This window comes from Streptomyces bambusae (assembly GCF_019400985.1).
Classification (GTDB): Bacteria; Actinomycetota; Actinomycetes; order Streptomycetales; family Streptomycetaceae; genus Streptomyces; species Streptomyces bambusae_A.
On sequence record NZ_WTFF01000475.1, the window covers coordinates 1 to 4,189 of the forward strand.

The following is a 4,189-nucleotide window of genomic DNA, read 5'->3' on the forward strand; positions in this document are numbered from 1 at the left end:
GGGCAGCAGCGCCTTGGGGCGGCCGCCGAGCCGCCGTCCGCCGCCGGCGGCGAGCAGCAGGCCGGCGATCACGGGGGCGGGGTGGGGGGCCGGAGCGGGGCCGGTGCGGGGGCTGGCCCCGGGGCTGGCCCCGGGGTCGGTTCCGGGGCCGGTGGTCGTGTCTTCGGTGTCTTCGGTCGTCATGCCGGTGATTCTCGCCCCGGGGGCCCCGGTCGCGGCGACCGTGTCCGTACGGGGGCGGACTCGGCCCGGTCCCGCAGCCCGGGCGCGGCCCGGACCCGCGAGCCGAGCGCCGTCCGGACCCGTGGGCCGAGCCGCGCCCGGGCCTGTGAGCCGAGCCGCGCCCGGATGCGGATCGGCTCGGCGATGCGGTTCTCACGGGCCGTCAGCAGGTTTCGTTCGTCACGGTCGGTCAGCATGCGGTGTTCCTGCTCTCTTGCCAATCAGGGGCCAATACCGTGAGTCTGGAGGCCGATTGGCCTGGCAGGCAGAGCCAATCGGGGGAGGTTGGCATGGCAGACGGGCGAATCGTCCACTCGGCGGACAGCACCATCGGCAGCCGGCAGCTCGCCGCCCTGCTCCCGGCCGAGGTCCTGGCCCGCCCCGGCTACCGCAGCCTCGCCGACGCCATCCGCACGCTGATCCTCGACGGCCGGGTCGCCCTGCGCGTGCGACTCCCCGCCGAACGCGAGTTCGCCGTGGCGGTCGGCGCCAGCCGGGCCACCGTCACCGGCGCCTACGACCTGCTGCGCGAGAGCGGCTACGTCCGCAGCCGCCGCGGCTCCGGCACCTGGACCGAACTCCCCGAGGGCCACGCCCCCGTCGGCGCCCACGGCACCAGCGGCACGGGCGGCTTCCTGCCCGACGGGGAGGACGGCACCGACCTCGCCATCGCCGCGATGGGCGCCCCGGACGGCGCCCTCGCCGAGGCCCTGGCCTGGGCCGCACCCCGGTTGTCGCGGGCCGCCCGCAGCTCCGGCTACCACCCCTACGGCCTGCCCGACCTGCGGGCGGCGATCGCCGACCGGTTCACCCGGCGCGGCCTGCCCACCCGGCCCGAGCAGATCCTCGTCACCGCGGGCGCCCAGGCCGCCCTCACCCTCGTGGTCGGGTTGCTGTGCCGGCCCGGCGACCGCGTGGTCACCGAGAACCCGACCTACGCCAACGCCCTCGACGCACTGCGCCACGCCCGCCTGCGCACGGCCTCGATCGCCGTCTCCGACGCCGGCTGGGACATGGAGATCGCCGAGTCCACCCTGCGCCAGACCGTCCCGCGCCTGACCTACGCCATCCCCGACTTCCACAACCCGACCGGCGCCCTGATGCCCGAGGACCAGCGCCTGACGCTGCTCGCCGCCACCCGGCGCACCGGCACCTGGCTGGTGGTGGACGAGACCATCGCCGACATCGCCCTCGACGTGCCGGCCCCGCCGCCGCTGGCCTCCCTCGCCCCGCGCGGCGCGGCCGACCACGTGATCACCATCGGCTCGCTGAGCAAGACCCACTGGGGCGGGCTGCGGGTCGGCTGGGTCCGCGCCACCGCCCGGATGATCGCCGAGCTGACCGCCGTACGCGTCGCCACCGACATGACCGGGTCGGTGCTTGACCAGCTCGTCGCGCAGCCGCTCCTCGACGGCCTGGACCAGCGCCTGCCGGCCCGCCTCAGCCAGTTGCGCATCCAGCGCGAGGCCCTGGTCCAGGCTCTGGAACGGCACACCCCGGAATGGTCGTGGCAGCTGCCGCCCGGCGGGCTCTCGCTCTGGGTGGACCTCGGCGAACCCGTCAGCTCCGCCCTTGCCGAGCGCGCAGCGGCGGCCGGGGTGCACATCGGGCGCGGCGCCCGGTTCGGAGTGGACCCCGGCACCTTCGAGCACCGGCTGCGGATCCCGTACATCCTGGCCCCGGACCGGATCGACGAGGCGGTACGCCGGCTGGCCGCCGCCCTCCACGACGGGGTCCCGCTGCCGCCGGGGGTGGACCGGCCCTACTGGGTGGCCTGACGGGGCGGCCGCCTGGTCGTTTGGCCCACGGCCGTTGGCCTACGGTCGTTGGCCCACGGTCGTTGGGTCCACCTTCGTTGGCCTACGGTCGTTGGCCTACGGCCGTTGGGTCCACGTTCGTTGGCCCACACTCGATGGCCCACGGCCGTTGGCCGACGTTCGATGGCCCACGGCCGTTGGCCTACGGCCGTTGGGCCCATGTTCGCCTACGTTCGTTGGCCACGGTCGTTGGGTCCACGATCGATGCCCTACGGTCGTTGGCCCACGCTCGTTGGGCCCACGCTCGATGGTCCACGATCTTTGGCCCACGTTCGATGGCCCACGTTCGATGGCCCACGGCCGTCGGCTCCGCCTTCGTTGGCCTACGGCCGTTGACCCATGTTCGTTGGCTCACGGTCGTTGGGCCCACGTTCGATGGCCCACGGCCGTTGGCCCACGGCCCCGCCCCCCCCCCGGCTACGGCGTGCGGATGAGCCGCCGGGCGCCCGCCGTCGCCACGGCCGCCGTGCGTGAGTCCACGCCGAGCTTGGCGTAGATGTGCACCAGGTGGGACTTCACCGTCGCCTGGCTGAGGAACAGGCGCTTGGAGATCTGCTGGTTCGACAGGCCGTCCGCGACCAGCTGGAGCACCTCCAGCTCCCGCTTGGTCAAGGCCTCCGCCGGGGTGCGCATCCGGTCCATCAGCCGCAGCGCGACCGCCGGTGCGAGGGCCGACTGGCCGGCCGCGGCCGTGCGCACCGCCGCCGCCAGCTCCTCGGGCGGCGCGTCCTTGAGCAGGTAGCCGGAGGCCCCCGCCTCCACCGCCGCCAGGATGTCGGCATCCGTGTCGTACGTGGTCAGCACCAGCACCCGGGGGCCGCCGGGCCGGGCGGTGATCGCCGCCGTCGCCTCCGAGCCGTGCATGCCGGAGCCGAACTGGAGGTCCATCAGGACCACGTCCACCTCCTCGGCGGCGGCGAGCTGCACCGCCCGCTCGGCGGTCGCGGCCTCCGCCACCACCGTGAAGTCGGCCTCGGTGTCCAGGACCGCGCGTAGCCCCGCCCGTACCACCGGGTGGTCGTCGGCGAGCAGCAGCCGGATCGTCATCAGGGCGCCTCCACGGGCAGCGGAAGGGTCACGGCCACGGCGGTGCCCTGGCCGGGTGCGGACTCCACGGTGAAGGTGCCGCCCAGCGACTCGGCGCGCGAACGCATCGCGGGCAGACCGAAGCCCCCGTCGGCGGCGCCCGGCTCCGGCCGGGCCGCACCGGCGACGGCGCGGCGCGGGTCGAAGCCCCGGCCGTCGTCCACGATGTCCAGGGTCACCGAGGCGTCCATGAAGGTCAGGGTGATCTCGGCCCGCGCCGCCCGCGCATGGCGCACCACGTTGGCCAGCGCCGACTGGGCGATGCGCAGCAGCGCCACCTCGTACGGGGTCGGCAGCTGCGCCGGGGTCCCGCTCAGCGAGAACCGCACGCGGGGGCCGGGCACCCCGGAACACAGCCGCTCCAGCGCCCCGGCCAGCGAGCCGTGCTCCAGGTCGGGCGGGGTGAGCGCGCGGACGAAGCGGCGGGCCTCGGCGAGGTTGTCCTGGGCGGCCTGCCGGGCCGCCGCGATATGGCCGAGCGCGGCCCGGCGGGCCTCGTCGGGCGTACGCCCCTCGTCGGGGCTCCGGTCCGGCCGGCCGTCCGCCAGGGCCCGCTCCGCCGCCCGCAGCAGCAGCTGGATCGAGGACAGGCCCTGGGCCAGCGTGTCGTGGATCTCCCGGGCCAGCCGCTCCCGCTCGGCCAGGATGCCCGCGCCGCGCTCGGCGGCGGCCAGCTCGGCCCGCGTGGTGATCAGCTCCTCGATGAGCTCCCGGCGGCGCTCGCTCTCCCGGTACAGCGCCTGGTAGCCCAGCACTGTTGCCACGGCGACCGCCGCGCCCAGCAGCGGTCCGAGGAACGCCCCCGGGTTCACCGACCCGCTGTGCCCGAGGAAGCCGGCGATGGCCGCGCACGCGGTCACCGCGACCGCCGGCACGCCCCAGCGCAGCGGCAGCAGGTGCAGTTCGAGGAAGTACAGCGGGAAGGCGATCCACAGCCCGTCCGGCGAGACCACCAGCAGCCCGGCCCAGGCCGCGCCGAGCGCCGCCAGCCAGAGCGCGCCGGCCCGCGGCGAACGCCGCACGGCCGGGGCGCGTACCCCGGCGGCGTAGACGGCGCCCACAGC

General features: G+C 75.7%; 3 protein-coding genes and 1 pseudogene. 1 reads left to right on the top strand and 3 read right to left on the bottom strand.

What is annotated here, in order from left to right; translation table 11 throughout:
- Positions 1–183: pseudogene (locus tag GPJ59_RS38160) on the bottom strand (nucleotidyltransferase family protein); the annotation flags it as partial.
- A gap of 329 nt (positions 184–512) precedes the next feature.
- On the opposite strand from GPJ59_RS38160, the gene yczR reads away from it, so the two are divergent.
- Entirely contained in the window at positions 513–2,000 is a 1,488-nt protein-coding gene (yczR, locus tag GPJ59_RS34255) for a MocR-like transcription factor YczR (protein ID WP_219671885.1), read from the top strand.
- Between the two features lie 456 nt (positions 2,001–2,456).
- Here yczR and GPJ59_RS34260 read toward each other — a convergent pair whose 3' ends face one another.
- Both GPJ59_RS34260 and GPJ59_RS34265 read right to left on the bottom strand, forming a co-directional pair.
- Positions 2,457–3,086, bottom strand: a complete 630-nt coding sequence (locus tag GPJ59_RS34260; RefSeq protein ID WP_219671887.1) for a response regulator — start codon at positions 3,084–3,086, stop codon at positions 2,457–2,459.
- On the bottom strand, positions 3,086–4,189 hold a 1,104-nt coding region (locus GPJ59_RS34265), incomplete at its 5' end, for a sensor histidine kinase (RefSeq protein WP_219671889.1). The genes GPJ59_RS34260 and GPJ59_RS34265, both read right to left, overlap by 1 nt.